Raw genomic sequence first — 22,609 nt, 5'->3', positions numbered from 1 at the left:
GCATTTTGCGGCATACCTCTCCCGCCGGTAATGACCGATATCATATTTATGTAAGAAACGTCTGATGGATAACATAAAATGGCTAAATTAAATCTAACCTATATTATGAGAATGACAACGTTGTTTTTGTTTAGCTAAGGTTTAAGTATGCTGATGCAGTGTGCAACGGCTTATACTCTGGCTCGCAAAAGGAAACTCTGATGAAAAAACAGAGCATTATCGTGCTTTGCGGTTTCGTTATTCTCGCGGTCACCGCAACGACTCTGGTGGGCTTACTGACCTGGCTGGTGGTGTCTCAGATGGCGGCGTAAGTCGATTCAGGCGAAGCGGCCTTGCCGCTTCGTTAAACTTATATGGCGAAGATTAAAAATAATTTTATCCCGGTCGCGATAAGCATCAGGGCTAATGACGCCTTAACGCTTATTAAAGTGATGTGAAATAGCTGATGTTAAGGCGAAGAATATGATTAAACGCAAGGTTATCCCCATTTTGCTCTGTTGTTTATTTATGACAGCGTGCGATCAAAAAAAAGAAGCGGAAGCCTCGCCACCGCGCGTAATTAAAGTGTTTACCCTTGAATCGGATATCGCGCAGAATATCCGGGTTTTTCCTGCACGTATTCAGGCGGGTGATAATACCGATCTCGCATTTAAACGCGCGGGCCAGCTGGTACAGCTCGATATACGTGATGGAACGCCTGTAAAGTCAGGGCAATTGCTTGCCACCCTGAATGATGCGGATGCAAAACTGCGGGTACGCGACCGTCAGACAGCGCTACAGCTAGCGGAGCGGCAATTTCAGCGCTTTAATACGCTGGCGCAGCGCAGCGCGGTTTCAAAGTCTGAGATGGATATTCAGCGCGCTAACCGTGATGCCGCCGCGACTGCACTTAAAATCGCACAGGAGGAGTTACAGTTTCTGACGCTGCGCGCGCCGTTTGATGGGGTGATTGCCAGGGTGCAGGCGCGTAATCATCAGGTGGTGGCCGCCGGACAGCCGATTGCGCTGCTGACCCGGGCCGATCTGCTCGACGTCATCTTCACGCTGCCGGAAACCCTCTTCACCAGCCTCGACATCCAGAATATTCACTATCAGCCTGAGGTGCAGTTTAACGCCCTGCCCGGTCGCTTTTTTACCGCGCAGTACAAAGAGCATACCAGCCAGACCGACGCCGCCACGCTGACTTATCAGGTGGTGCTGACCATGCCACGTCCGGCGGATTTACCTGGCGTTGCAGGTCTCAGCGGCTCTGTGCGCGTTAAACTTCATAACCTGCCGAATGCCCCAGCCCAGCCGCGTCTGGTGGTGCCCACGGCTGCAGTATTTAATCCCGATCGCAGCCCCACCAATCAACCGCATGTCTGGCTGGTTGAGCAGGATGGCGAGGCGCTGCGTGTAAAAGATAGGCCGGTCGAAGTGGGTCGTCTCACCGCTCAGGGCATTGAAATCCTCAGCGGGCTGAAGCCGGGCGACCGTATTGTTGCCGCCGGTGTCGGTGAGTTGCGTGACGGTGAAACGGTGCGCATCTGGCAGCGCGAGCGGGGGTTATAATGCGTATTCAGGAGCATTTTATTGATAAACCCATTCGCATCTGGATGGTCATTCTGCTGCTGGGCGTAGGCGGCATCTATGCCCTGCTCAACATCGGTCGGCTTGAAGATCCGCTTTTTACGATTAAGTCGGCAGTGATAGTCACCCAGTATCCTGGCGCGTCAGCCCAGCAGGTTGAAGAGGAGGTCACGCTGCCGCTGGAGAATGCGCTGCAACGCCTGCCGTCGCTGGACAACGTCACCTCTATTTCCGGCAATGGCCTGTCGCAGATTACCGTTAATATTCAAAGCCGCTATCTGGCCGATCAGTTGCCGCAAATCTGGGATGAGTTACGCCGCCGGGTCGGCGATGCAGCGCGGCAGTTTCCGCCCGGCGTGCAGGCGCCGCTGGTGAATGACGACTTCGGCGATGTGTATGGCTATTTCTTCGTTATCCACGGCAAGGACTACACGAACAGCGAACTGCGTAATTATGCTGACCAGCTGCGACGCGATTTAGTGCTGGTGCCTGGTGTAGCGAAAGTTGCGGTCGCTGGTGTCGAGCAGGAGGAGATTCGCATCGCGCTTTCCGCCAGCAAAATGACTGCCTATGGCATGACGCCGCAGCGTGTTGCCGATCTGCTTAGCCGGAATAACAGCGTCGCCAGTGCCGGCACGCTGCGGGTCGACAGCGAATCGATCCGTTTTCACCCTACCGGCGAACTACAAACGCTCGACGATCTGGCTAATCTGCCGATTCTGCCAGCGGGCAGCCCGCAGAACGTGCATCTGCGCGATATCGCCACCCTGACACGTGGCGTCACCGATAATCCATCCAATATTTACTTTGCAGACGGTGAAGCGGCGCTGGCTATCGGCATCTCGTTTGCGCCCGGCGTCAATGTGATCGATGTCGGTGACGCGCTCTCCGCCCGCATGGCGCACTATCAGCAGGATACGCCCGCAGGAATCAGCCTGAAGGTGTTTTATAACCAGGCGCATGAAGTAAAACAGTCGGTTGACGGCTTTATCCTCAACTTTCTGATGGCGCTGGCGATTGTGGTGGGAACACTGCTGCTGTTTATGGGCCTGCGCAGCGGCATGGTGATTGCCGCCTCGCTGGCGCTTAACGTGCTCGGTACGTTGCTGATCATGTACCTGTTTAAACTTGAGCTGCAGCGGGTGTCACTGGGCGCGCTGATTATTTCGCTGAGCATGCTGGTGGATAATGCCATCGTGGTGGTTGAAGGGGTGAAGATCGACCACCAGCGCGGGCATCCGTTGCAGCAGGCGATTGCCCGCATGGTGAGGCGCACCGCCCTGCCGCTGCTGGGGGCGACGGTCATTGCGATTCTCGCCTTTGCGCCGATTGGCCTGTCACAGGATTCGACCGGCGAATATTGTAAATCGCTGTTCCAGGTGCTGCTGATTTCACTGATGTTGAGCTGGGTCACGGCGCTGACCTTAACCCCGGTGTTTATCAACTGGAGCGAGAAGCGCCGGGGCGCAGCTAAGCCTGAGCAAACCGAACCCACTGCGCCTTATCAGGGCGTGGTTTTCCGGCTTTATCGTCAGGCACTGGGCGGGCTGCTGCGTTTCCGCATCACCACGCTAACGGTGATGGTGGCGTTGCTGGCCTTGTCGCTGTATGGCTTTACTCTGGTGAAGCAGAACTTCTTCCCCTCCTCCAGCACGCCGGTCTTTTTCACCGATATATGGCTACCCTATGGCACCGATATCCACTACACCGCCAATACGGCGGCGGAAATTGCCCGGTTTATAAATCACGATCCGGACGTCGCGTCGACGGTCACCACGGTGGGCCAGGGCGCACTGCGCTTTACGCTGACCTATGACGCAGCGCGCCAGTACAGCAACTTCGCTCAGATCATGGTGCGGGTTAAGGATGCGCGACAGCTTGACGCGCTGTCGCTGAAGACCGAGGAGTACATTAAGCAGAACTTCCCGCAGGTGAATCAGCGCATCAAGCGAATTCAGTTTGGCAGCGCCAGCGACAGTGCCATTGCTCTGCGGGTGATCGGCCCGGATCCTGAGGTGCTGCGCCACATCGGCAGCCAGCTGGATGCGATTTTCCTGGCGGATGGTTCGACTTTCCCGGTGCGCAACGACTGGCAGGAGCGCAGTAAAGTGATCCGCCCGGTCTATTCGGCACTGCGCGGTCAGGAACTGGGCATCGACAAGCGCGATATCGATCAGGCACTGAGAATGAACTTCAGCGGCGACGCGGTGGGCATTTTCCGTGACGGTTCGCGGCTGATGCCGGTGATGCTCTATCCGGCGGATGATGAGCGGCAGAGTGTCGATCACATCGAGAACATCCAGCTCTGGAGCGCTGCCCTGCAGCACGTTGTGCCGCTGAGCAATGTGGTTTCTGACTTCCGTCTGGAGTGGGAAAATCCACTGATTATGCGCCGCGATCGCACGCGCGTGCTGACGGTGCAGACCGACCCCGATCCCGCTTCAGGTTTAACCTCTGCGCAGATCATCGCGCGGGTGCAACCGCAGATCGATCAGCTGAAACTTCCGTCTGGCTACCGGCTTGAATGGGGTGGCGAACTGGAGAGTTCACGCGAAGCGCAGAGCGGGCTGCTCAGTTCGCTGCCGGTGGGCTTCCTGGCGATGTTTATCATTACCGTGCTGATGTTTAACTCGCTGCGCGACGCTGTTGCCATCTGGATCACCGTGCCACTGGCACTGATTGGCGTTACCTGTGGCTTTTTGATCACCGGGATTCCGTTTGGCTTTATGGCACTGATAGGACTGCTGAGCCTGTCGGGCATGTTGATCCGTAACGGGATCGTGCTGATTGAGGAGATCAGGCTCTTCCAGCAGGAGAAGTCGCTGCAGCTGGCGATTATTGATGCGGCGACTTCGCGTCTTCGCCCTATCCTCCTGACGGCTTTCACCACGGTGCTCGGCCTGTTGCCGCTGCTGCGCGATGTCTTTTTCCAGAGCATGGCCGTGGTGATTATTTTTGGTCTGGGATTTGCGACCGTGCTGACCCTGCTGGTGCTGCCGGTGATCTATCGCTGCTTCCACGGCCAGGAGGCGCGCGGTGAATAAGACCGGGCTGGCAATGCTGAAGACGCTGGCCTGTATCACCGCCGTGTCGTTTTTTACGCTGTACCAGAGCTACGACAGCTACCATTACGACATCAATCTGACGCTGAACGTGCTGAGTTTTGTCTCGACGATCGCCACGCCGCTCTATTTTCTGCTGAGTGGCTATATCGATGCCGGTGAGCTGCACACGCCCGCGTGGCAGCTCGGCAAAATTCGCCGCATTCTGCTGATTTTTATCTTCTGGTTCAGCTTTTTCTGGTTTGCCGGGATGCACCATAAAGGCTATCTGATTCAGCCGTGGTTTGTGATTGCGCTCATTGTGATTTACGTCTCGCATCCACTGATCGACCGGCTGATTCAGCGGCCAGGGGTGATGGCAGCCGGGATATTCCTGCTGCTGGTCTCAGCGTTTGCCTATGACCTGCTCGCCAGCCTCTATCCGGGCCAGCGGGCCTTTTCGCTGCTACCGCAATACCGTATCTGGACGTGGGTGCTTTACTACCTAACCGGTCGGCTGATGGCCGCGCCGCGCGTGATGCAGTTGCTGACCTCACCCAGAGTGATAAAGAGCAGCCTGCTGCTGCTGCCTGCGGTTTATCTCTTTACCTGGCTCTATGAGCGTCATTACTTTATTGCGCGCTTTCTGGCGACCCAAAACGATGTGGTTCTGACGGGTTCGCAGGTTTATCTGCTGGTGGTGCTGATCGTAATCAGCATTAACGCTATCCGCCTGCCAGAAAAAGGTCAGTGGCTGACCTCGTTTCTGACCACCCTCGGGAAAACCATGACCGGCGTTTATATCCTGCACTATCTGGTTTTTGGCCTGCTGGCTGCCGCGATCCACATTCAGACGCTGGGCGATAAACTGCTGGTCATCGTCCTGACATTAATTTCCTCGATGGCGTTGTCACTGCTGCTGCTGCTTATCCCCGGCGTCCGTAAGCTAATCAGCCTGTAGCCGCCGCGCGGCACGCTCGGTTGCCTTACGGCGCGTGGCGAGAAAATCCGCCATTTTCGCCCGCGCCTGTTCCACTTCCTGTGGCGGTGCGGTCTGCGGCGAACCACTGGTAAACGGCGGTTCAGGATCATATTCCATCTGCAGCTGGACTGCTTTAGCGACCGTGTCCCCGGCGATTTCAGCCACCAGCGTCAGGGCAAAATCGATACCCGAGGTGACGCCCGCGCCGCTGATACGATTACGGTCTCGCACCACCCGCTGACTGACCGGCTCCGCGCCCAGCAAGGCCAGCTGATCGATGGAACTCCAGTGCGAGGTTGCACGATATCCCTTCAGCAATCCGGCCGCTCCCAGCACCAGCGACCCGGTACAAACCGAGGTTATCCACTGCGCCTGAGCGGCCTGCTGTCGAAGGAAATTCAGCGTGATATCGTCTGACATCAGGGCGATCTGCCCTGGCCCGCCAGGCACACAGATCACATCCAGCGGCGGGCACGCATCAAACGTGGTGGTAGGCAATATCGACAGGCCGCGATCGGAACGAACGGGCTGAAGATCCTTCCAGACCAGATGACATTCGACGCCAGGCGTGCGCGCAAATACTTCCCACGGACCGGTGAGATCGAGCTGGGTGACATCAGGGAACAGCAGAAGGCCAATCTGTAGCGGACGATTCATGGGCAAACTCCGGGCGGGTGATGAACCCACATCATGCCGTGATGCCCGGTCAGATATCAATCCTGGGCGCGTCGGGACATAACAGCCTCGGAGCACATCAGTTTCAGGGCACGCCGAAGAAACGCAGCAGTGCCGTCATCGCCGCCGCCCCCAGAATAATCACAATCAGTGGCGCCCGACGCCAGGCCAGCAACAGGGCAAAGCCCACGCCTGCCACCCGAGCCACACCGGCAAAATGCTGACCCTCAAACAGCGTAGTGGTCGCTGCTACTGCCAGCAGCAATACCGTGGCAGCGTCGGAGAGCATCTGCTGGGTGCGTTCGCTGATAGGCAGACGGTTTCCCAGCCTGACGCCGGCAAAGCGCATCAGATAGGTTCCGGCAGCCAGCATGGCAATTCCGGCGATGACCATTCCCTTATGCGTCATTTGCGCGATCTCCATGTCAGCAGACCCAGCAGCGAGAAGAGTACCGGCATGCCCGCCGGAACCAGCGGCGTCGCCAGCAAAGAGAGCAGCGCGCCGACGGCAGCCGGGATGCGGGTGCGTCGCTGGCGCAGCGCCGGGAAGATCAGGGCGATCAGGATGGCCGGGAATACCGCATCCAGTCCGATCACCGAGACATCCGGAATAAACTGCCCGATCGCCGCTCCGGTCATGACACTCACCGGCCAGATTAAGCCGATACCGATGCCGCACAGCCAGTAGGCGCTGCGACGCTGGGCCAGTTGCGGCTGAGAGATACCAAACACCACACTTTCATCGTTCATGATGTGACAGCCAAACCAGCCCGACGGGCCCTTTCCCACCAGATCTTTTACCGCAATGCCAAACGGCAGGTGACGCGCATTCACCAGCAGGCCCGCAGCGGCGGCGGTAAAAGGACTGCCACCACCCGCCACGATGCCGATAAACAGGAACTCCGATGCGCCCGCCAGTACCAGCGTTGACAACGCCAGCGGCACCCAGAGCGGAAACCCGTCGGCGGAGGCCAGCGAGCCATAGGATAAGCCGACAATTCCATCAGCCAGGCAGACCAGGAAAATCGCTTTGATCACCCCTTTGTCCAGCAACTGCATTTGCGGAAAAAGCATCATTCTGTCTCATAATGAACGTATAATCCGATATAATGAACACCACGATAGCGCTTTACAAGCCGAACATTATGTTCGATATAAAAAACATTCAGGTTATCAGGAGTACGTTTGAATACCCCTATCAGCATTATTGCCAATGCCCTGGTGCGTGAACGTCAGCGAGCGGGTCTGTCACTGGCGGAAGTGGCACGCCGTGCCGGAATCGCCAAATCCACGCTGTCACAGCTGGAAGCGGGTAATGGTAATCCGGGCATTGAGACTTTGTGGTCGTTGTGTGTGACGCTGAATATTCCGTTTTCACGGTTGCTGGAGCCGGATGCGCGTCGTCTGCAGGTGATTCGCCGTGGAGAAGGTCTGTCGGTGACTGCAGATCTGGCCGATTATCAGGCCGTTTTGCTGGCATCCTGCCCACCTGGCGTCCGGCGTGATATCTATTTGCTGGAGGTCCAGCCCGGCAGCGAGCGCATATCACAACCCCATATTCCCAATACCATCGAGCATATTATTATGGCTAAAGGGCGTGCGTTGGTGGGCCCGGTCAACAGTGCGGTGGAGCTGGACGTAGGTGATTACATTACCTATCCGGGTGATGAGCTGCATATCTTTCGGGCGCTGGAAGCCGATACGCTGGCGCTGCTGGTCATTGAGCACAGCTGATTACTGTTCAGTGAGCTTCTGTTGCGTTTCGGCGGGCGTGAGATGAGTAATCAGCTGCACCTCACTGCTCAGCCTGATTTCCGGATAGTGCTCGCGCATCCCCTCCAGCAGCACCGCATCCGGCCATTCAGCCTCCTTCCCCTGCCGCGCGGCCACCTCATTTAAACGCAGTGTATCAATATCCGTCACCCATACGATGACCGCGTCTGCGGCATCCTGTTCATTCACCAGCTTCAGCGGGCCGGTGACGATATCACTTTCCTGCCAGCGTATCGTTGAGGTTTTCGTGCCGCTTCTGACATCCGGCACAAGACGCGGCACCAGTGTAAGTTGTTGCATATCTTCTCCTTTTTTCTTAATCATTTTCATTATCAGACACAGGAACAGAAATCCCGATTGAAAACAGTATTATTAATGTTATGTTATAACATATACGTTAATCACTACTGACAGGTAACAGTATGCCACTCTCCCTTCTGACATCCGAGGATCCCCGTCTGCCGGTTGCGGTTCTCTCTGGCTTTCTCGGTGCCGGTAAAACCACCCTGCTCAATCATATTCTTAACAACCGCGAAGGACGGCGGATTGCGGTCATCGTCAATGATATGTCTGAGATTAATATCGACGCTGCGCTGGTGCGCGACGGCGGCGCACAGCTGTCACGTACCGACGAAAAGCTGGTCGAAATGAGTAACGGCTGTATCTGCTGCACGCTGCGAGAAGACCTGTTGCTGGAGGTGAAACGGCTGGCGCAGGCCGGTCGCTTCGATCATCTGGTGATTGAGTCAACCGGCATCTCTGAACCGCTGCCGGTTGCTGAAACCTTTACGTTTGAAGATGAAGAAGGTGAAAGCCTGTCGGCTTATGCCCGCCTGGATAGCATGATTACCGTGGTGGATGGTTTCAATTTCCTGCACGATTACCGTTCAGTCGATGATCTTCAGTCTCGCGGCGAGTCGCTGGGCGAGCAGGATGAGCGTTCAGTGGTTGATTTGCTGGTGGATCAGATTGAGTTCTGTGATTTGCTGGTACTGAACAAAACGGATCTGCTCAGCCAGACGCAATTGCATGAACTACAGGGCATGCTACGTGCGCTTAATCCACATGCCCTTATTGTGAACAGTGAGTTTGGCCAGGTCCCGCTGGACAGCCTTCTGAATACCCGTCGCTTTGATTTCGACCGGGCAGCACAGGCACCCGGCTGGTTGCAGACCCTGCGTGGTGAGCATCAGCCGGAATCGGAGGAGTATGGCATTCGCAGTTTTGTTTATCGCGCCCGCCGTCCGTTCCATCCGCAGCGTTTCTGGGAGGTCGTTAATCACCAGCTTGACGGGGTTATCCGTTCTAAGGGCTACTTCTGGCTCGCTAGCCGGCCTGACTATGCCGCGATGTGGTCGCAGGCGGGCGCTGTGGCTCGTCAGGGTTATGCCGGGCGCTGGTGGGTCAGTGTGCCGCGAATGGACTGGCCACAGGATGCGGATTCCCTCAATTTCATCGCAGAACAATGGCAGGAAGGCACCGGCGATGCGCGTCAGGAACTGGTATTTATCGGCATTGAAATGGATGAAAAGCGCATTCTTTCCGCGCTGGACCACGCACTGCTGACACTGCATGAGATGGCTGCAGGCCCTGAGCACTGGATTAATCTGGCCGATCCTGTGCCTGCCTGGTTTGATGAAACGACCGCCTGAAACTGCGGTTGACGTCTTTCTTTGACTTCGTAATAGTGAAACGAACCGGCAGGTAGCAGTTTTCCACTCATCCCTGTTCAGGAGAGACCAGATATGCCACAACGTATTGCCGTAATCGGTGCAGGCGTGCTGGGTTTAGCCGTCGCGCAGTCATTGTCGCGACGGGGCGCACAGGTCACCGTCTTCGATAAAAACTATCCTGGCAGCGGAACCAGTCAGATCAGCTATGCCTGGGTCAATGCCAACGGCAAAGAACCCACCCGCTACCATGATCTTAATGCCCATGCGATAGACGAGCACAAGCGCTGGCAGGCCAGTCACCCTGCATCGCCCCGGTGGCTGCTGGAAACCGGCACGCTGGAGTGGGCAGCCGATGAATCCTCCCTGCGCCAGCTGGCGCAGCGCGCAGCAAAGCTCACGACACTCGATTATCCCGTTGAGAAACGTAGTCGCGCCGCGCTTCTGGGTGCCCTGCCCGAGTTGCGGCTCGATCCCCGCATACAGCACGCGTGGTTTTTCCCGTCGGAGTGCCTGCTTTATCCGAGTCTGTTCATCGCCTCTCTGCTGGCGGATTTGCGAGCCAGTGGTGGTCAGCTGGTCTGCAACAATGAAGTGACAACGCTGACTGAAACGGGTCGGGATGTGCATCTGACACTGGCCAGCGGTGATGAATGGCGTGGCGATCAACTGGTGCTGGCAACCGGCCGCTGGGCACCGGAACTGATGAGTCAGTGCGGGCTTGAACTGGCGATGACCGATGCAAACCGCGCCGATCCTGTAGCCTGCAGTTTTCTGGCGCAGACGCAGCCTCTGCCGATCCCACTTAAATGCAATCTGATTACCCCGGAACTGAATGTGCGGCCGGATGGCGGTGGCCGCCTGATGCTGCAGGCGCTGGATCTGGATCATCATGCCGATCCGGCGCGGCCGGTCTCGCCGGAGGGACTGATCGGCAAAGAGATGCTGCGTCGATTGCGTCGGCTGTTTAAAAACACGGAAGGCGCGAGAATTGAGCGGATTGAAACAGGACAGCGGTCGCGTCCGGCTGATGGCTTGCCAGCATCAGGCTACCTCAGCGAGTCAGCACGCGTTTATCTGATGGTCAGCCATAGCGGCATGACCCTTGCCCCATTGCTGGGCAGGCTGGTGGCTGAGGAGATGCTGAGCGGCACAGCGTCACCGATGCTGAGTGCGTTTGCACCGCATCGGTTGCTACGTCCGCTCAGTGCGGACGCTAAAGCAGCGCCCGCTTATCTTCCAGCGGCACAGTAAGAACTAGCGGCGATTCTTCCACACGGTCTGCACGTTACAGAATTCGTGCACACCAAAGTGCGACAGCTCACGGCCGTAGCCGCTTTTCTTCACGCCACCAATGGTAACGCGCGGATCGGACGCGCCGTTGCCATTGATAAACACCGCGCCGACTTCCAGCTGCAGCGCCAGTCGATCGGCGATCTCCTCGTTACCACTCCAGACGGTAGCGCTGAGGCCAAACTCGCTGTCGTTGGCGATCTCCAGCGCATGTTGTGGATCCCGCGCTACGGCAATGGCAGCGACCGGGCCAAACAGCTCCTGTCTGAACGCGGTCATGTTGCTGGTGACATCCGCGAGGATGGTCGGCGCATAGTAGTTACCCTCCCCTGCCACTTTCTCGCCACCCAGCACCAGACGCGCACCTTCATTCAGCGTGGCTTTTACCTGCCCATCCAGTTCATCACGCAGATCGGCGCGAGCCATTGGACCCAGGAAGGTGTTTTCATCCAGCGGATCGCCCATAGTGAGTGCGTCGACGGCTGCCGTGAAGCGTTTCTCAAACTCTGCTGCAATGGGCGCTTCGATAATAAAGCGTTTGGCAGCCATGCAGACCTGCCCGGTATTCTGGAAACGTCCGATAACGGCGGATTTAACCGCTTCATCAAGATCGGCATCTGCCAGTACGATAAAGGGATCGGATCCCCCCAGTTCCAGCACGGTTTTCTTCAGTGCTGCACCCGCCTGTGCGGCGATAGCAGCGCCAGCCCGAACGCTGCCGGTCACGGCGACGGCGGCAATACGATCATCTTTGATGGCGATGGAGACACCGTCGTTGTCAACGTTGACCAGGTTAAAGCCACCCACTGGCAGATCGGTCGCGCTGAACAGCTCAGCCATCAGTGTGGCGCTTCCCATGACGTTAGGCGCGTGTTTCAGCAGATAGGTATTACCTGCCAGCAACATGCTTACTGCGCCTCGCAGAACCTGCCACAGTGGGAAATTCCATGGCATCACAGCCAGGATCACACCGATGGGACGGAATCGCTGCCATGCATCAGCAATCTGAGTGGGCTGATCGGCCAGCATCGCAGGGCCATGTTCTGCATACCAGTCGCATAAGTTCGCGCATTTCAGAACCTCAGCGCGGGCCTGTGCAATGGGTTTACCCATCTCCAGGGTGATCATGCGGGAAAGATCGGATTCCCGCTGACGCAGCTGCTCACCGAGCTGACGCAATACGCGAACCCGATCGGGCATGCTGCTGTGTTGCCATGCCGCAAAAGCTGATGCGCTTGTTGCCAGCGTCTGTTCCAGCTCTGCAGGGTTCTGCAGCGGATAGCGTGCCAGAATTTCACCTGTGGCGGGGTTACGTGATAGGGCGTGTTCAGTCATGGTGCCGTCTTCCTCATTCTGTCAGTGATGGAGAGACGATACGCGGTGTAGTTGATTATGAAAAATGAATAATAGTGAGGAAGTTGTTTATTAATTGAGAATATTTTTTGTCAGTACTTGATCAGGCTGACAAATAACCTGCAGATTGCCGGAGATTTTTTTGCTGACGGCTAATGCATCTGAAGATTAAGTTCTGATGGAGTTTTCCACTTATACAGTGACCAGATCCTAAAAAACGATCCTTAATAGATCATAGAGAGATCCTAAGAGATCCCCGATCGTCGCAGGCCACGCCCCACAAGGGCTGAAAGGGTGATCGTGTTCACTACAATCAGTAAAGTGTTCACTGTAATCAGTACTTTATTCACTGTACCTGGTAGAATGTTCACTGTAATCAGTGCTAATGTTCACTGTAGTCAGAAAACGATCCCTTTCATCCACAGAATGAAGATCTTACGCCATGGCAGATAAAGACAACGAAAACAAAGCGTTACTAGAACCTTTTCTGTCAGTGACCAAAAACAGTGGTGAAGTTATTCAGCTTCATCCCAACAAGAATAATACCGTCCAGCCCGTCGCATTAATGCGTCTCGGACTCTTTGTGCCGACCCTGAAATCGACCGCACGGGGTAAATCTGGTGCGATGGCCTCAACAGATGCGACGAAAGAGCTGAAGAACCTGACGCTGGTGAAAGCGGAAGGATACGAAAAGATTACCATTACCGGCGCGCGGCTGGATATGGATAACGATTTCAAAACCTGGGCGGGCATTATTCAGTCGTTTTCCCGTTATCCGACTAAAGGCGATACGGTCACCCTGCCGTTTATCGACTTTGTTAAGATGTGTGGCATTCCCTCTGCCAATTCTTCAGCCGCACTGCGTAAGCGCCTGGATGCCTCTCTGCGCCGCATTGCAACCAATACGCTCTCCTTTGAAGGCAACGGCAAGGCGTATCATACCCACCTTGTTCAGTCTGCCTATTACGACCGTGAAAAAGATATTGTCCGCATTCAGGCCGACCCTAAGCTTTTCGAACTCTATAACTTCGATCATAAGGTGCTGCTTCAGCTCCGGGCAATCTCCCGCCTCAAGCGTAAAGAGTCTGCACAGGCGCTCTACACCTTCCTGGAGAGCCTGCCGACCAATCCGGCGCCTATCTCGCTGGCACGCCTGCGTATGCGCCTCAATCTCGGCTCCAAGACCACCACGCAGAACCATGTGGTACGGCGCGCGATGGAGCAGCTGAAAGAGATTGGTTATCTGGATTACTCAGAAGTTAAGCGTGGCCGTTCGGTCTTTTTCATCATTCACAGTCGCACGCCAAAGCTTGATGGTATCGGTAATCTGGAGAGCATCGATTCGCTGGATGAGATCGAGTTCGAGGATTAACTCTTCGCGTTCACTGTAATCAGCAATCCTCCGTGGCAGTGTCACTTTTCTAAAAGAGTGACATTGCGTCTCTAGTGCCCATTCACTGTAATCAGCATTTCTCCGACATTCACTGTAATCAGTAACGTTCACTGTAATCAGTAATCGTGGTGCTATGCCAAAGCCTGTATCGCTCCCCTTCATACCACCCCTTCCTTTCTATAAGGCTTAGTGAGTAAGTGTGTACTTACATACATACCTGTTAGCACTTACTCATCCCTGTTTTACTGATTACAGTGAATGTATAGACTGCGTCTCACGATGGTGCATCCTGCTGATTACAGTGAACGCTACTGAATACAGTGAACGTCAGCACTCCGCCCTGTTCTCAACGATTATGACTAACGGGTGCGCTGATCTGAGAGTGATAGGTTACCCGTCAGGAGATTTGACACGCGTGACACTGTTACTGATTACAGTGAACGTTGCTCTCTTCACCTCCGTCTTATGCAGCCGCCTGGCTGACGTGGCTTAGGGTAATGTGTACTGATTACAGTGAACGCTTTACTGATTACAGTGAATGTTCGCTACGATGTGACGTAACATTCTTCGTCTGCTACTGATTACAGTGAACGTTATAGCGAAGCCGGGTAGTCCATCGCTGATATGCAGGGCTGATGCTGATGTGCATATGTCTGGCTGCATGAGGCTGGTCAGATTCAGAATCAGCAGGACGGTCACTGTCTGATAGCGACACCAGGGGCTCCCTGTGGCGCAGAACAGAGCCCAATTATTCTACTGACTACAGTGAATGTTTGCAGAGTCACTCCTCATTTACTGACTATAGTGAACGTTCGCGTCTGGCAGGATTTACTGATTACAGTGAACGTTTAAGGATACACTCGTCTGCATTGCCGACCAAAAGCAGTAGCGAACGGGTCGTTGTTTATTTTCTCATCTGATCCCGATGCTTTAGTGACCCGTTCCGGGTTCATCAGCAAACCGCTACTGATTATAGTGAACGTTTACACCGCCCATTTACTTATCATGATACCCAATGAACAAGGTTACTGATTACAGTGAACGTTACTCCTGGCTGCGCTGCTCTTTTAAACGCTACTGACTACAGTGAATGTCTGGAGCAGGAAGAGGTAAAAAGCAGCGCAGCAACCTGTTGAGCTTGTTTGAACACTCGTCAATCCCACCCTCAGTAGCGCTGACTCCCTTACCGGAACATCACCGGATACCACGCTGACTTCGCTGATTACAGTGAATCTTTGGTGCTTTCAATGCGGCATTCTGAGTCCGCCTCCCCTCCTCTCTGTCTGCATTCCCTTTACCTGATCATTTGTGGATCTATTTACTTACTACAGTGAATGATCTGCTGATTACAGTGAATGTTGATCGCAAACTACCCGCTTTATTTCCCCCACACACAGTGAATAGTGTGATGAAGCTCACCAAAACCCATGCTGTTACATAGAAACACAGATCATGTTGAGAGGATAAATTATTGCCTTACGTGCAGGATTTCAGTATAAAGTCATAAATCCTACATGTTTGGAGCAACTATGGCTAACGATGACAAGCAGGTGATGAAGGTTGCACAGCGTTCAGAACGCATGCTTCTGAGCCTCACCGATCAGATTCAGGCGCAAAAGCAGGAACTGCATGAAAATACCTACTATCAGGTCTATGCAAAAGCGGCGTTAGCCAAGTTGCCGAAACTGACCCGAGCCAGTGTGGATTACGCAGTCAATGAGATGGAAGAAAGCGGTTATCAGTTTGATAAACGCGCCGCGGGTTCATCTGTTAAATATGCCATGTCGATTCAGAACATTATCGATATCTATCATCATCGTGGTGTGCCGAAATATCGCGATCGCCACAGCGATGCCTATACCATTTTTGTCGGTAATCTTAAGGGCGGCGTCTCCAAAACGGTTTCTACCGTTTCGCTGGCCCACGCGCTACGTGCCCATCCTCATCTGCTGTTCGAAGATTTACGTGTTCTGGTTATTGATCTTGATCCGCAGTCTTCGGCAACCATGTTTTTAAACCATGAGCGCTCAGTCGGGCTGGTGGAAGCAACGGCAGCGCAGGCCATGCTGCAGAATGTTTCCCGTGATGAACTGGTAAACGAATTCATCGTTCCGTCTATCATTCCGGGTGTCGATGTACTGCCCGCCTCGATTGATGACGCCTTTATCGCTTCAAGCTGGGATCTGCTTTGTGCTGAGCATCTGCCGCAACAAAACGTTCATGCTGTGCTTTACGACAATGTCATTGCCAAGCTGAAAAAAGATTATGATTTTATCTTTATCGACAGCGGCCCGCATCTTGATGCTTTTCTGAAGAATGCGATTGCCGCTTCTGACCTGCTGATGACGCCGGTGCCACCGGCGCAGGTCGATTTTCACTCGACGCTTAAATATCTGACACGCCTGCCGGAACTGATTGCGATTATCGAAGACTCCGGCGCAACCTGTCGCCTGCAGGGCAACATCGGCTTCATGTCCAAGCTCTCCAATAAAGCTGACCACAAACTCTGTCATAGTTTGGCTAAAGAGATTTTTGGCGGTGACATGCTGGATGCTGCCCTTCCCCGCCTTGATGGTTTCGAACGTTGCGGCGAATCCTTTGATACGGTTATCTCCGCCAATCCTTCGACCTACGTCGGCAGTAGCGAAGCGTTGAAGAATGCACGATCCGCCGCAGAGGATTTCGCAAAAGCCGTCTTCGACCGTATCGAATTTATTCGCCTGAACTGAGGTTTGTATGAGCGCAAAAAGAATCACAATTGGCAGAACCTTCAGCCAGACTCCACTCGAAAGCGATACAACTGGCAGCCAGCATAACCAGATGTTCGTTCTGGCTACCGGAAAGCGCGCCCTGTTCCGATTTGAACGTATTGCTGCCAGTGAGGTTGAAAACAAAACGTTTGTCACGATGGAAACCAATGGACGCGACCAGGCAGGCCTGACACCCGACTCGCTGCGCGACATTATCCGCACCATCAAGCTACAGCAGTTCTTCCCGGCCATTGGCGTAATGCGCGATGACCGCATCGAGATCCTCGACGGCTCACGCCGACGTGCCGCCGCACTCTACTGTAAAACCGGGCTGGACGTGCTGATTACCGATGCCGCCATCACACCGGATGAAGCCCGCAGACTGGCGCAGGATATTCAGACGGCGCGGGAACACAACCTGCGTGAAGTGGGCATGCGCCTGTTAACGCTGAAAGAGGGAGGTCTGTCGCAGAAAGAGATCGCTGAGAATCAGGGGTTATCCCAGGCAAAGGTGACGCGTGCTCTGCAGGCCGCCAGCGTTCCGGCAGATTTAATCTCACTCTTCCCTAATCACGCTGAACTAACCTATCCCGACTACAAAGCGCTGTTGCAGGCTGCTGAAAAGTTAAGTGAGTCAGGGCAGAGCGTTGAAGCGCTAATCAAATCCATTTCCCGGGAAATTGATGTGGTCTGCGCCCGCGAAGGTCTGGCAGAAGACGAGCTTAAGAATCATATTCTGCGACTGATTCGACAGGGCAGCCAGACGCTGATGAAGGAACCGGAGAAAGATAAAACGCAGGCCACTTCGCTATGGTCGTTTGCTGATAAAGATCGCTTTGCCCGTAAAAAGGTGCGCGGTCGCATGTTCAGCTATGAATTCAACCGGCAGTCGAAAGAGCTGCAGGAAGAGCTGGATAAAGTCATTGCTGAGACTTTGAAAAAATATCTCAATCACTAACCTCTCCGCATTCAAATCAGCCAGCGTTCATTGCTGGCTTTTTTTCTTTTTGCAGTCTGGAATAACGTAAGCGGTAGCTGGAAACCGAATTTCAGGCTGAAATCGCCACTATTTAATCGGTCTTTATTTGATTAATACATTGATTTTTAATGATTAAATTATTATTTATGCGACATAAACCTCCTGAAATCGCCACTATGCAATACCCTTTTGCCAGATGCTGAAGCAGTGCCTAAACTCCTCACGAGCTCATGACAATAAGTCTCTGGTTTCCCACAATGCTATCGCTAACATTTCAGTTCGCTGCAAGGCTTCATAGAGTAGTCGCAATAATGCAAGGAATGATTTTTTGCCGCTGGTTCATTAGTGACCAATCCCCTTTCACACGACCTCAGTTACTGCGTGCTTGCTTCTTGTAACCCATTGATCCACTGCACACCCTTACCAGGTAAAGACGTGCGCCAACTCAATACTGAAGTTAACTCTCTGTTTATTAACTTAAATTCATATAAATTTCAGCCTGAAATCGCCAGAATTTAAGATGATAACCCTCCCTTTTTACCTTTCTTGGGTGAATAAACAAGATCAGAAAAGAAGCGCAACTCACCGACAACCAGGTCATGACCAGAGAGCGTAAAAAGATACTCAGAAAATATCCCTCACTTATCCACAGAAAAAGTGGATAACTTTTATCTCATTATAAAAATTATTTTCTGAAGATGGCTAAGACAAGGGGTTGTTTTATGAAAAACACACTGAAGACTTTACGAACGGAAACCGGTGCCAACTATGCGTCATAGCAGGTAGTCAGGTGATTGAACCCGATTCACTGTATTGAGCAAAGTGGATGACAGCGTCTGCTCAACGATAGAGAACGCCAGCAGGTTCACCAGGCTAAAGAGGAGAACTGCCTGAATTGCTGTTTACAGTGAATCGGCCTTTCCCCCGTTCGTACAGCAATGAAACTCGGCAACCGTGGTGGTTTAAAGGCATTCAGAGAGTTTGCTGGCACGCAGAGAGTGCTGACCACTGCAATCAGTAAACCGACGTCCGGGAAGCGAAGGAGGACGGGAATGAAGGGTGATTTTACAGGGCTGGTAATGATACACAGAGAAGAAAACCGGGCGTGGCCCGGTTTTGTCAGGAATCAGGCCTCAAGCCAGGTAGTGATTTGCTTAACCATGGCATCGGTTGAGATGCCATAACGGTCATGCAGCGTCGGCAATGCGCCTGCGGCCAAAAATGCATCCGGCAGGGCAATCTGTTTGAAGCGTGGAGTTACATGGTTTCGCATTAACAGCGCAGCAATAGCTTCGCCTAATCCGCCTGTTATTGAATGATTCTCTGCCGTGATAACCAGCTGATTAGCCTGCAGTGCTACCCCTGCTTCCCTCAGGATGGTCTCTTCATCCAGAGGCTTAATCATGGGAGAGTGAACTACACCGATCTCAATGCCCTGCTTTTCCAGCGCTTCAGCAGCTTCAAGCGCCCGCATGGTCATCAATCCGCTGCTAATAATGACGGCATGCTTACCGCTACGCAGACGCTGAGCTTTACCGTGCTGATAGTGATAGTCATATTTATCCAGTACCAGTGGAACCTTACCGCGCAGCAGACGCAGATAGACCGGACCCTGATGTTCCGCGATAGCCGGGATGACCTGGCTAATCTCAAGAGCATCGCAGGGGTCGATGATAGTCAGGTTCGGCATGCCCCGGAAAATAGCCAGATCGTCAGTTGCCTGATGACTCGGCCCATAACCGGTCGTCAGCCCTGGCAGTGCACAGGCAATTTTGACGTTCAGATTTTCTTCGGCGATGGCCATGCAGATAAAATCATAGGCGCGGCGGGAAGCAAACACGGCATAGGTGGTGACAAAAGGCATAAAGCCTTCCCGAGCCATTCCCGCTGCGGCGCTCATGAGTAACTGTTCCGCCATCCCCATCTGATAAAAGCGCTGCGGAAAAGCCTCTGCAAACAGGTGCAGATCGGTGTATTTACTTAAATCTGCTGTCAGGCCCACCACATCTGAGCGCTGCTCTGCCAGAGCGACCAGAGCATGCCCGAAAGGAGCAGAAACCGTCGGCTGACCCTCAGCAGCGATAGAGGCGATCATGGCGGATGTGGTCAGACGTTTTTTTTGCGGTTGTGAACTCATCTCAGACTCCTTGCTCTAGTGCGGTCAGGGCTTTGTCCCACTCATCGGCGTCGACCCGAATGAAGTGAGTTTTCTCTCGGCTCTCCAGAAACGGTACACCTTTGCCCATTCGGGTATCACAAATGATGACGCGCGGCTGGGGTTCAGGCCAGCTACGTGCTACGTCAAAAGCTTTCTGCAGAGCAGCAATGTCATTGCCATCGACCCGCTGGGTATACCAGCCAAAAGCCTGCCAGCGATCCACAATCGGTTCAAAAGCGAGAATCTCACTGCTGTGGCCGTCAGCCTGCTGATTGTTGACGTCGATAATGGCGATCAGATTATCAAGCTGCCAGTGTGAAGCTGACATTGCCGCTTCCCAGGTGGAGCCTTCATTAAGCTCTCCATCTGAAAGCAGGTTATAGATTCGCGCCTGCGAGCCTTTCTGCTTCAGGCCCAGACAGGCACCTACGGCAATACCCAGGCCATGACCCAGTGAACCTCCGGTGATTTCCATGCCTGGGGTATAGGCGGCCATGCCAGACATCGGCAGCCGGCTTTCATCGGAACCATAGGTTTCCCTTTCCTCCTCGGGTATCACGCCCGCTTCAAGCAGCGCGGCATAAAGAGCGATAGCGTAATGACCAATCGACAGATAGAAGCGGTCGCGACCTTCCCACTCAGGCTGATCTGCCCGGTAATTCATAGCGTGAAAATAGCTGACGGCAAGCAAATCAGCTGCACCCAGTGCCTGACCGATATAGCCCTGTCCCTGCACCTGGCCCATTAATAGCGCATGACGGCGAATATTGGTCGCGCGTTGCTGCAGTGAAAGCGCGTTTGAACTGTGACGAGAGTCAGTCATGGTACCTCCTGATTAACGATTAACATCCGCCGCCCGAATGCGCAGCACGCATAACGCGCCACCCAGCAGGACGGAAGCAATAAAATACATTCCGGAAGCCGGTGACCCGGTTGCGGTGGTGATAGAGCCAATCAGCCACGGCGAGAAAAAACCGGCCAGATTAGCAATGCAGTTCACTGCAGCGATGCCTGCGGCAGCAGAGACACCACCCAACAGGTTGGTCGGCAACATCCAGAACAGGGATGAGGCGGAAAGAATGCCCGCAGCGGCAATACAGAGAGAGAGCAGTGACAGGGAGACGCTATGGCTGAGCAGGGTCGCCAGCGTCAGTCCGGTGAGTCCGACAAGCATCGGAACTATCAGGTGCCAGCGACGTTCACGATGGCGATCGCCGCTGCGCCCGGCCAGCAGCATAACGATAATGGCACATAGGTAAGGCAGACTGGTCAGGAGACCGATATGCAGCGGTTCACTGACACCTGAGTTTCTCACCAGCGTGGGTAACCAGAAGGTCAGTGCATACTGGCCCATGACCACACAAAAGTAGATCAGTGCCAGCAGCCAGAGACGACGATCGGCAATAAACGCTTTCACTGAACCGTGACAGGCCTTCTGCTGATTGTCCTCGTCAAGATCGGCACGCACGCGGCGTTTCTCATCGTCATCAAGCCAGTCCGCCTGCTCCACCCGATCCTTCAAAACCACCAGCACCACGAATCCCATAACAAGCGTAGGGATAGCTTCCAGCATAAACATCCACTGCCAGCCAGCCCAGCCGTGGAAACCTGCAAAAGTCGCCATAATCCAGCCAGAGAGCGGGCCACCAATCATTCCTGAGAGGGGAATGGCGATAAACCAGAGAACCGTCATGCGTGCCCGACGATAAGACGGAAACCAGTAGGTGAGATAAAGCAGTAAACCCGGTGCCAGACCTGCCTCGGCGACGCCAAGCAAAAAGCGCAGCAGGTAAAACTGCCAGGCCGTTTCAACAAAGGCGAACAGCACTGAGATAATTCCCCAGGTAATCATAATGCGGGCAATCCAGCGGCGTGCCCCAACCCGATGCAGGATCAGGTTGCTCGGCACCTCAAAGAAGAAGTAGCCGATGAAAAAGATCCCGGCACCCAGCCCATACACGGTTTCGCTGAGCGATAAATCATCCATCATCTGTAATTTAGCGAAGCCAACATTGACGCGATCAAGATAGGCACAGAGGTAACAGAGCATCAGCCAGGGCATCAGACGCCAGGCAATTTTGCGATAGGTGATATCGCGCGCAGCAGAGGCTGCGCTCAAATTAAGCGTGGTCATGGTGTTCACTCCCGAAAGTTAGCCCGCAGGGAGTGCGGGCAGGGCAGGGCGCTGATTAATGGATCAGCATGCCGCCGTTCACATCCAGCGTGATGCCGGTGAGATAACCGGAGAGATCGCTGGCGAGGAAGAGCGCCGCGTTAGCGACATCGCTGGCGGTACCGAGGCGTCCGAGCGGAATACCGTCGAGAATGGCGTGGCGGCGATCATCCTGTAACAGACCACCGGTAATATCCGTCTGAATAAGACCGGGCGTGAGGGCATTAATGCGTATCTGGTCGGGGCCAAACTCGCGAGCCATCGCTTTAGTCAGGCCCAGAACGCCCGCTTTGGCTGCACTGTAGTGCGGACCGCCAAAAATACCGCCGCCGCGCTGTGCCGATACCGAGGAAAGGCAGATGATGCTGCCGCCTTTCTGCTGCTGCATGGAAGGGATCACCGCCTGAGACATCAGTAGCGTGCCGCGCAGATTGACATCAAGAATGCGGTTGTAATCTTCGATGCCTATTTCCAGTGTCTTAACCGGCTGAGTAATCCCCGCATTATTGACCAGCACATCAATACGACCGAAGTGCTCAAGGACCTGGTCGATGGCGCGACGAACGGAGAGGGGATCGGTAACATCGGTAGCCAGGCCGAGATGCCCGTCACCACACGACAGCGCGCTGGCCTGGGCGGCCTGCAGATCTAAATCAAGCACCACCACGCGCGCGCCATGCTGAGCAAAGCAGGCGGCTGTGGCCCGGCCAATGCCGCGCAGAGAGGCGGCACCTGTAATAATCGTAACTTTGTTTTCGAGTAACATGGTCCACTCCAGAAGAATAATTATTAGTGGTTCG

The 22,609-nt window shown here is 54.2% G+C and carries 18 protein-coding genes; 9 read left to right on the top strand and 9 right to left on the bottom strand.

The window, feature by feature from the left end:
• Positions 1 to 462: 462 nt before the first annotated feature.
• The 3 genes from AC2LB6_RS00780 to AC2LB6_RS00770 are packed head-to-tail and all read left to right on the top strand — an operon-like array spanning position 463 to position 5,571.
• On the top strand, positions 463 to 1,551 hold the full coding sequence (locus AC2LB6_RS00780; RefSeq protein WP_490091999.1) for an efflux RND transporter periplasmic adaptor subunit: 1,089 nt from the start codon (positions 463 to 465) through the stop codon (positions 1,549 to 1,551).
• Positions 1,551 to 4,613, top strand: coding sequence for an efflux RND transporter permease subunit (locus tag AC2LB6_RS00775; protein WP_490091998.1), 3,063 nt, complete (start codon positions 1,551 to 1,553; stop codon positions 4,611 to 4,613). The genes AC2LB6_RS00780 and AC2LB6_RS00775 overlap by 1 nt, the downstream gene beginning before the upstream one ends.
• A complete protein-coding gene (locus tag AC2LB6_RS00770; RefSeq protein ID WP_490091997.1) occupies positions 4,606 to 5,571 on the top strand; it encodes an acyltransferase family protein in 966 nt (321 codons plus the stop codon). The genes AC2LB6_RS00775 and AC2LB6_RS00770 overlap by 8 nt, the downstream gene beginning before the upstream one ends.
• Here AC2LB6_RS00770 and AC2LB6_RS00765 read toward each other — a convergent pair.
• The 3 genes from AC2LB6_RS00765 to AC2LB6_RS00755 all read right to left on the bottom strand — a co-directional run bounded on the left by AC2LB6_RS00765 (position 5,557) and on the right by AC2LB6_RS00755 (position 7,341).
• Positions 5,557 to 6,249, bottom strand: a complete 693-nt coding sequence (locus tag AC2LB6_RS00765) for a DJ-1/PfpI family protein (RefSeq protein ID WP_490091996.1) — start codon at positions 6,247 to 6,249, stop codon at positions 5,557 to 5,559. The genes AC2LB6_RS00770 and AC2LB6_RS00765 overlap by 15 nt on opposite strands.
• A 103-nt stretch (positions 6,250 to 6,352) precedes the next feature.
• Positions 6,353 to 6,676: an AzlD domain-containing protein gene (locus AC2LB6_RS00760; protein WP_490091995.1), complete on the bottom strand. Its 324-nt coding sequence runs from the start codon at positions 6,674 to 6,676 to the stop codon at positions 6,353 to 6,355.
• On the bottom strand, positions 6,673 to 7,341 hold the full coding sequence (locus AC2LB6_RS00755; protein ID WP_490092291.1) for an AzlC family ABC transporter permease: 669 nt from the start codon (positions 7,339 to 7,341) through the stop codon (positions 6,673 to 6,675). The genes AC2LB6_RS00760 and AC2LB6_RS00755 overlap by 4 nt, the downstream gene beginning before the upstream one ends.
• 111 nt (positions 7,342 to 7,452) lie before the next feature.
• Between AC2LB6_RS00755 and AC2LB6_RS00750 the strand changes: the two genes are divergently transcribed.
• A complete protein-coding gene (locus AC2LB6_RS00750; RefSeq protein WP_490091994.1) occupies positions 7,453 to 8,001 on the top strand; it encodes a helix-turn-helix domain-containing protein in 549 nt (182 codons plus the stop codon).
• Here the strand turns inward: AC2LB6_RS00750 and AC2LB6_RS00745 are convergent, their stop codons facing one another.
• Complete coding sequence (locus AC2LB6_RS00745) at positions 8,002 to 8,340, bottom strand: ASCH domain-containing protein (protein WP_490091993.1); 339 nt, start codon at positions 8,338 to 8,340, stop codon at positions 8,002 to 8,004. It lies immediately after the preceding gene.
• Positions 8,341 to 8,462: 122 nt separating this feature from the next.
• Here AC2LB6_RS00745 and zigA point away from each other — a divergent pair, with 122 nt between their 5' ends.
• Together zigA and AC2LB6_RS00735 are read left to right on the top strand one after the other, a co-directional pair.
• The gene (gene zigA / locus AC2LB6_RS00740; protein ID WP_490091992.1) at positions 8,463 to 9,692 is read left to right on the top strand and encodes a zinc metallochaperone GTPase ZigA; all 1,230 of its coding nucleotides are present in this window, start codon (positions 8,463 to 8,465) and stop codon (positions 9,690 to 9,692) included.
• A gap of 93 nt (positions 9,693 to 9,785) precedes the next feature.
• Positions 9,786 to 10,964, top strand: coding sequence for an NAD(P)/FAD-dependent oxidoreductase (locus AC2LB6_RS00735; RefSeq protein WP_490091991.1), 1,179 nt, complete (start codon positions 9,786 to 9,788; stop codon positions 10,962 to 10,964).
• Between the two features lie 3 nt (positions 10,965 to 10,967).
• On the opposite strand, the gene AC2LB6_RS00730 is transcribed toward AC2LB6_RS00735, so the two are convergent.
• The gene (locus AC2LB6_RS00730) at positions 10,968 to 12,338 is read right to left on the bottom strand and encodes an aldehyde dehydrogenase family protein (protein WP_490091990.1); all 1,371 of its coding nucleotides are present in this window, start codon (positions 12,336 to 12,338) and stop codon (positions 10,968 to 10,970) included.
• A 460-nt stretch (positions 12,339 to 12,798) separates the two neighbouring features.
• Here AC2LB6_RS00730 and AC2LB6_RS00725 point away from each other — a divergent pair, with 460 nt between their 5' ends.
• The 3 genes from AC2LB6_RS00725 (at position 12,799) to AC2LB6_RS00715 (ending at position 17,457) form a co-directional block, all read left to right on the top strand.
• Complete coding sequence (locus tag AC2LB6_RS00725) at positions 12,799 to 13,728, top strand: RepB family plasmid replication initiator protein (RefSeq protein ID WP_003855845.1); 930 nt, start codon at positions 12,799 to 12,801, stop codon at positions 13,726 to 13,728.
• Between the two features lie 1,550 nt (positions 13,729 to 15,278).
• A complete protein-coding gene (locus AC2LB6_RS00720; RefSeq protein WP_490091989.1) occupies positions 15,279 to 16,478 on the top strand; it encodes an AAA family ATPase in 1,200 nt (399 codons plus the stop codon).
• Between the two features lie 7 nt (positions 16,479 to 16,485).
• Entirely contained in the window at positions 16,486 to 17,457 is a 972-nt protein-coding gene (locus tag AC2LB6_RS00715; protein ID WP_490091988.1) for a ParB family protein, read from the top strand.
• A gap of 1,147 nt (positions 17,458 to 18,604) precedes the next feature.
• On the opposite strand, the gene AC2LB6_RS00710 is transcribed toward AC2LB6_RS00715, so the two are convergent.
• From AC2LB6_RS00710 to AC2LB6_RS00695, 4 genes are read right to left on the bottom strand one after another with little or no spacing between them, the layout of a single operon-like run.
• Positions 18,605 to 19,615 (bottom strand): transketolase family protein, encoded by a 1,011-nt coding sequence (locus AC2LB6_RS00710; protein ID WP_490091987.1) that lies wholly within the window; start codon positions 19,613 to 19,615, stop codon positions 18,605 to 18,607.
• 1 nt (position 19,616) lies between these two features.
• Entirely contained in the window at positions 19,617 to 20,459 is an 843-nt protein-coding gene (locus AC2LB6_RS00705) for a transketolase (protein WP_490091986.1), read from the bottom strand.
• Positions 20,460 to 20,471: 12 nt separating this feature from the next.
• Entirely contained in the window at positions 20,472 to 21,770 is a 1,299-nt protein-coding gene (locus AC2LB6_RS00700) for an MFS transporter (RefSeq protein WP_490091985.1), read from the bottom strand.
• A gap of 55 nt (positions 21,771 to 21,825) precedes the next feature.
• The gene (locus AC2LB6_RS00695) at positions 21,826 to 22,575 is read right to left on the bottom strand and encodes an SDR family NAD(P)-dependent oxidoreductase (RefSeq protein ID WP_490091984.1); all 750 of its coding nucleotides are present in this window, start codon (positions 22,573 to 22,575) and stop codon (positions 21,826 to 21,828) included.
• Positions 22,576 to 22,609 lie beyond the last annotated feature (34 nt).

The organism is Pantoea sp. RCC30.1, from assembly GCF_058148845.1.
This window is presented reverse-complemented; position numbering and strand designations above follow the sequence as displayed.

What these genes read in the sequence shown, in the direction of transcription:
- AC2LB6_RS00730 (WP_490091990.1), bottom strand. Translation starts at nt 12,338, where the DNA reads ATGACTGAACACGCCCTATCACGTAACCCCGCCACAGGTGAAATTCTG.
- AC2LB6_RS00715 (WP_490091988.1), top strand. Translation starts at nt 16,486, where the DNA reads ATGAGCGCAAAAAGAATCACAATTGGCAGAACCTTCAGCCAGACTCCA.
- AC2LB6_RS00710 (WP_490091987.1), bottom strand. Translation starts at nt 19,615, where the DNA reads ATGAGTTCACAACCGCAAAAAAAACGTCTGACCACATCCGCCATGATC.
- AC2LB6_RS00700 (WP_490091985.1), bottom strand. Translation starts at nt 21,770, where the DNA reads ATGACCACGCTTAATTTGAGCGCAGCCTCTGCTGCGCGCGATATCACC.
- AC2LB6_RS00775 (WP_490091998.1), top strand. Translation starts at nt 1,551, where the DNA reads ATGCGTATTCAGGAGCATTTTATTGATAAACCCATTCGCATCTGGATG.
- AC2LB6_RS00720 (WP_490091989.1), top strand. Translation starts at nt 15,279, where the DNA reads ATGGCTAACGATGACAAGCAGGTGATGAAGGTTGCACAGCGTTCAGAA.
- AC2LB6_RS00760 (WP_490091995.1), bottom strand. Translation starts at nt 6,676, where the DNA reads ATGACGCATAAGGGAATGGTCATCGCCGGAATTGCCATGCTGGCTGCC.
- AC2LB6_RS00745 (WP_490091993.1), bottom strand. Translation starts at nt 8,340, where the DNA reads ATGCAACAACTTACACTGGTGCCGCGTCTTGTGCCGGATGTCAGAAGC.
- zigA (WP_490091992.1), top strand. Translation starts at nt 8,463, where the DNA reads ATGCCACTCTCCCTTCTGACATCCGAGGATCCCCGTCTGCCGGTTGCG.
- AC2LB6_RS00755 (WP_490092291.1), bottom strand. Translation starts at nt 7,341, where the DNA reads ATGCTTTTTCCGCAAATGCAGTTGCTGGACAAAGGGGTGATCAAAGCG.
- AC2LB6_RS00735 (WP_490091991.1), top strand. Translation starts at nt 9,786, where the DNA reads ATGCCACAACGTATTGCCGTAATCGGTGCAGGCGTGCTGGGTTTAGCC.
- AC2LB6_RS00725 (WP_003855845.1), top strand. Translation starts at nt 12,799, where the DNA reads ATGGCAGATAAAGACAACGAAAACAAAGCGTTACTAGAACCTTTTCTG.
- AC2LB6_RS00765 (WP_490091996.1), bottom strand. Translation starts at nt 6,249, where the DNA reads ATGAATCGTCCGCTACAGATTGGCCTTCTGCTGTTCCCTGATGTCACC.
- AC2LB6_RS00705 (WP_490091986.1), bottom strand. Translation starts at nt 20,459, where the DNA reads ATGACTGACTCTCGTCACAGTTCAAACGCGCTTTCACTGCAGCAACGC.
- AC2LB6_RS00695 (WP_490091984.1), bottom strand. Translation starts at nt 22,575, where the DNA reads ATGTTACTCGAAAACAAAGTTACGATTATTACAGGTGCCGCCTCTCTG.
- AC2LB6_RS00780 (WP_490091999.1), top strand. Translation starts at nt 463, where the DNA reads ATGATTAAACGCAAGGTTATCCCCATTTTGCTCTGTTGTTTATTTATG.